This is a genomic window from Planomonospora algeriensis, from assembly GCF_977012225.1.
Map to the genome: position 1 here is coordinate 1 of NZ_CDRNDK010000443.1, position 5087 is coordinate 5087.

General features: G+C 72.0%; 4 protein-coding genes and 1 pseudogene. 3 read left to right on the forward strand and 2 right to left on the reverse strand.

Annotation, left to right across the window (positions count from 1 at the left end; translation table 11 throughout):
- Positions 1-243: 243 nt before the first annotated feature.
- Positions 244-480, reverse strand: coding sequence for a hypothetical protein (locus tag ACWJ6R_RS29785; RefSeq protein ID WP_449065409.1), 237 nt, complete (start codon positions 478-480; stop codon positions 244-246).
- 638 nt (positions 481-1118) lie between these two features.
- On the opposite strand from ACWJ6R_RS29785, the gene ACWJ6R_RS29790 reads away from it, so the two are divergent.
- Both ACWJ6R_RS29790 and ACWJ6R_RS29795 read left to right on the forward strand, forming a co-directional pair.
- Positions 1119-3437: a chemotaxis protein CheW gene (locus ACWJ6R_RS29790; protein WP_449065410.1), complete on the forward strand. Its 2319-nt coding sequence runs from the start codon at positions 1119-1121 to the stop codon at positions 3435-3437.
- Between the two features lies 1 nt (position 3438).
- Positions 3439-3915 carry a chemotaxis protein CheW gene (locus tag ACWJ6R_RS29795; protein ID WP_196455126.1) on the forward strand — a complete coding sequence of 159 codons (477 nt, stop codon included), beginning with the start codon at positions 3439-3441 and terminating at the stop codon, positions 3913-3915.
- 94 nt (positions 3916-4009) lie between these two features.
- On the opposite strand, the pseudogene ACWJ6R_RS29800 reads toward ACWJ6R_RS29795, so the two are convergent.
- Positions 4010-4132 (reverse strand): annotated as a pseudogene (locus tag ACWJ6R_RS29800) (transcriptional regulator); the annotation flags it as partial.
- A 360-nt stretch (positions 4133-4492) separates the two neighbouring features.
- On the opposite strand from ACWJ6R_RS29800, the gene ACWJ6R_RS29805 reads away from it, so the two are divergent.
- Positions 4493-4954, forward strand: a complete 462-nt coding sequence (locus tag ACWJ6R_RS29805; protein ID WP_449065411.1) for a VOC family protein — start codon at positions 4493-4495, stop codon at positions 4952-4954.
- Positions 4955-5087: the final 133 nt, after the last annotated feature.

Consider the following 5087-nt stretch of genomic DNA (forward strand, 5'->3'; position numbering starts at 1 on the left):
CCGTCGAGTGGTGCGCCCCACGGCACGCCCCCCCGCCCCGGGGACGGCCGGCCCCACCGCGCGGAGGGTCCCGCCGGGACAGGGGGCTGGCGCCGGGATCCACGCTTCGCCGCCCTGGCTCAGCGTTGATCCGATGCGGGATCCGTTGCCGAGGATCACGCCGGGCCAGGCGAGGACCGGGTGGGGAGTTGTGCGACCATCACATCTTTACAATGTAAATGCGGAAGGGTCGCACACCCAAGATCAGCCGTACAGCCTGCCCACGATGGAGCTGGCCCAGCGCATCCGCTGGACGGCGAGTTCCGGGTGCTCGCCGAACTCCTGGGCCAGCGCCGCGGCGCAGCCCTCCTCGCCGCCGTGCAGGACGATCGCCTGGGAGATCACGGCGTCGGCGTCCTCGCGGTCCAGCAGGACGGACGCGGACACGGGGGCGAGGGCCAGAGCCTCGGCTCGGACGGTGTTGTTCATCTCGATGGTCATCAGGTCGTCTCCTCGTCCGCCCGGCGCCGGACGGCTCCTCGCCGACGCCTCGATGCAGTACTGGTATTGACTGTGATCCGGGTCACGTTCCCGGTTGCCCTATGGGCGCGAACTGGTTGCGCCCGGTGCCTGTGGCGGGGCATCGCCACAGGCACCGGGCACGTTTCAGGGGCGGAGCGTCAGCGATGGCAGGGCATGGCAGGGCATGCCTGGGATCGGACGCTCCGCGGGCCGGGACCCCGGCGGACGGCCGGGGGCAGGGCCGGGCGCGGGGCGGTGACGGCTCCGGCGGTCGGGGCCGTGCCGTACGGCAGAGCGTGGACCGGTGGACCGATGACGGTCATCGCGCGGGCACGCCGGCGCGATCGATCGCCGTTGCGGCGCATCGTGTGTCCCTTCCGTGGCGCCCGGGGACTCCCCCGCGTGCGGCGTCCCTGCCGCTGCGGGCGGCGGCCGCCGGAGCGTCCGCCGCGGGCTCGGGCGAGAAGCCCGATGACCCCGCATCGGCATCCCGGCCGGCGTCCTGAGGGAAACCCGGAAAAGGTGGCGGAGACGGTGGTTCCGGTCCACGGTCTTCCTCAGGTGGCGTCGGCGAGGGCCGATGGAAGGGCTGCGTATGAGAGAGGGAGAGGAACGTCGTGGACGAGTTGGGCGACATCATCCAGGAGTTCCTGGTCGAGAGTCACGAGAACCTGGACCAGTTGGACCGGGACCTGGTGGCTCTGGAGCAGGACCCGGGCTCCAGGGAGATGCTCTCCAGCATTTTCCGGACTATCCACACTATCAAGGGCACTAGCGGTTTCCTGGCGTTCCACCGCCTGGAGACGCTCACCCACGCGGGCGAGTCACTGCTGTCCCGGCTCCGCGACGGAGCCCAGCAGATGAACCCCGCCAGCGCGGACGCGCTGCTGGCCATGGTGGACACCGTGCGCACCCTGCTCGGCTCGATCGAGGAGAACGGCGGTGAGGGTGACGTCGACGTCGAGCCGGTCATCGCCATGGTGGCGGCGTGCATCGAGGACCCGGCCGCACCCAAGCCGGCCCAGGCCTCCGCTCCGGCGCCCAAGGCCCAGCCGCGGCCCGCCGAGACCGTGGAGAGCGTGGAGTCCGCCGAGCCCGCCGCACCGGCGCAGGCGCCCGAGAAGGCGGAGAAGCCCGAGGCCCCCGCGGCCGAGGTCGTCGAGCCCGCCGAGACCGTGCCGGCCCGCACCGCCAAGGGCCAGGGCAGGGGCCAGGGCAGGGGCCAGGCCCCCGGCGCCGACGAGCCCACCGGCCAGAACAACAAGCGCAGCATCGCCGACAGCTCCATCCGCGTGGACGTCGACCTGCTCGACACCCTCATGCGGCTGGTCGGCGAGCTGGTGCTGACCCGCAACCAGATCGTGCGCGGCGTCAGCGAGATCTCCGACCCGGCCCTGGTGCGCACCACCCAGCGGCTGAACCTGATCACCAGTGAGCTGCAGGAGAGCGTCATGAAGACGCGCATGCAGCCTATCGACCACATCTGGTCCAAGCTGCCGCGCGTCGTGCGCGACCTCAGCGGCGCCATGGGCAAGCAGGTCAAGCTGGCGATGGAGGGCAAGGAGACCGAGCTCGACCGCAGCCTCCTGGAGGCCGTCAAGGACCCGCTGACGCACCTGGTGCGCAACGCGGTCGACCACGGCATCGAGACCTCCGCCGAGCGCGTGGCCAAGGGCAAGGACCCGCAGGGCACGCTGACGCTGCGTGCCGCCCACGAGGGCGGCCACGTCGTCGTGGAGATCAAGGACGACGGCGCGGGCATCGACGTCGACCGGGTGGCGCAGACGGCGCTGGACCGCGGTGTCGTCACCCGCGACCAGCTCGCCCGGATGGACTCCCGCGAGATCATCGCGCTGGTCTTCCGGCCCGGGTTCTCCACCGCCAAGAAGGTCACCAACGTCTCCGGCCGCGGTGTCGGCATGGACGTGGTGAAGACCAACATCGAGCAGATCGGCGGCGCCGTCGACGTCGACTCGACGCTGGGCGCCGGCACCACGTGGCGGCTGACCATCCCGCTGACCCTGGCGATCATCCAGGCCCTGACCGTGGAGTGCGGCGCCGAGCGCTACGCCATCCCGCAGGTGGGCGTGGACGAGCTGGTGTTCGTGGACGGCCAGTCCGGCCAGACGATCGAGCACGTGTCGGGTGCGCCGGTCTACCGGCTGCGGGGCAAGCTCCTGCCGCTGGTGCGCCTGGACGAGACGCTGGGCCTGCCGGTCCGCAACAGCGACCGCGACGTCTACATCGCGGTGCTGCAGGCCGACGGCCGGCGCTTCGGCCTGGTCGTCGACCGGGTCCTGAACACCGAGGAGATCGTGGTCAAGCCGCTGAGCGGGCGGATGAAGGACGTCGGCGTCTACGCCGGCTCCACCATCGTCGGCGACGGCAAGGTCGCGCTGATCCTCGACATCCCGTCGCTGGCCCGCAGGGCGCACCTGGCCGCCGAGGCCGTCGAGCGCGCCCAGGTCGACCAGGCCGGCGCCCGCCCCCGCGACAGCCACATCGAGCGCCTGCTCATCGCCGGCATCGGGGAGCGCCGGGTGGCGATCCCGCTCGACATGGTCACCCGCCTGGAGGAGTTCCCGGTGCAGCGGATCGAGCGGGTCGGCAGCCGGGAGGTGGTCCAGTACCGCGACCACATCCTGCCGGTCATCCGCCTGGCCTCGCTGCTGGGCTGCTACGACGTGGAGGAGGGCGAGACCGTGCCCGCGGTGGTCTACACCGAGCGGGGGCGGAGCGTCGCCCTGGTCGTCCAGCAGATCGTCGACATCGTCGAGGACCACATCGAGTCGCGCAGCGACCTCGACGACGACGGCCTGACCGGCTCTGCGGTGATCCAGCAGCGGGTCACCGAGTTGCTCGACGTGCGGCGGGCGATCCTCGCCGCCGACCCGCGGTTCTACGCGGAGATGTCCGAATCCATGGTGGGAGCCTGAGATGCCCAGTCGCCAGTACGCCACTTTCGAGGTGGCCGATCAGCTCTTCGGGGTCGACGTGGCCCAGGTGCAGGAAGTCCTGCGCTTCCACGAGTACACCCGCGTCCCGCTCGCCCCGACCTCGGTCGGCGGCCTGTTCAACCTGCGCGGCCAGGTCATCGACGCGGTGGACCTGCGGGTCCAGCTCGGCCTGCCGGCCCGGGACCTGAGCGTCCCGGCGATGAACGTCATCGTCTCGGTGGACGACGAGTGGGTGAGCCTGCTCGTGGACCGCATCGGCGAGGTCATCGAGCTCGACGACGAGGCCTTCGAGCCGCCGCCGGACACGCTCGCGGGCGCCTACCGGCACCTGATCATCGGCACGTTCAAGCTGGAGGACCGGCTGATGCTGGCCCTCGACGCGCGGCGCGCGGCCGACACGACCGTTCCGGTCCCGGCGCAGCACGCCGACGAGGCGCGGATGGCGCGCTCGGCCTGACGCGGCCGGGCCGTACGGCCTGCGGGGGGCGGCCCCCGCAGGGGCTGCGGGGCGCGGGAGCACCTTCGGGTGCGCCCGCGCCCCGCGGTCGTTCCGCCGCCGGGACCTGCGCGCGCACCGTGTCGGCCGGAGCGTGCACCAGGAAACGCGCCCGGTGCGGGTAGACCCGGCTCGCCACGCCCTCCTGCACGTACGCCGCCGCGTCGGGCGCCGCCCGTCATCGCACCCCGCGTCCATCAGATCTAGCGAGGGGACTGCCGGGTTCACCCGGCAGGGGAATCGCTTCCCTGTTACGGTTTTTTGCTTGAAACGGGCAGGGCTTGTCCGTCGCCTACCTCAGCAGAGGAAAGCGAGAAGCCGCTCCCTTCAGGGAGCGGAGGAGTCACGAGATCCACTTTGCCAGAGATAGCGGACCGATCATGTCCGCCAGGCGTGCCAGGATGACGTCACGGACGCGGACGGACGCGGACGGACGCGGACGGACCCGGCTGGAAACCGCTGGAAACGGCTGGGACCGCCGGGGACCGGACGCCGCCGCCTGACCGCACATGAGAACCGCCACAGACGGAGCAACACGATGAGCCGCCACATCCAGGTCACCTTCGACGCCCACGACCCGCGGGCGCTGTCGTCCTTCTGGCGCGATGTGCTGGGCTACGTGCACCCCGGCCCGCCCGGGGTCGAGTTGCCGGAGGGCGCCGACCCGCTGGCCGCGTGGGACGACTTCCTCGCGCGGGCCGGCGTGCCGGAGGAGGGGCGCAACTCGGCGTCGGCCATCGAGGACCCGGACGGGCACGGCCCGCGGCTGTTCTTCCAGCGGGTGCCGGAGGACAAGGCCGGCAAGAACCGCGTCCACCTCGACGTCCGTGCGGCTCCCGGGCTGCAGGGGCCGGAGCGGATGGCGGCGCTGGAGGCCGAGTGCGACCGGCTCATCGCGCTGGGGGCCAGGCGTGTGCGCCGCTTCGAGCCCGCTCCTCCGACGAGCGCCGGCTTCATCGTGATGACCGACCCCGAGGGCAACGAGTTCTGCCTGGACTGACGGTACGGGGGCAGGGGAACGCCTCCCGGTGGAGCCCGGCTCTCGGCCTGACTGACCGCGGTGTCTTCAACGCGGTCCGCCGGCTCCGCCCGGGGGCCGTCGGCGCTCAGGCCGCGGCGGCCTCCGCGGGGGC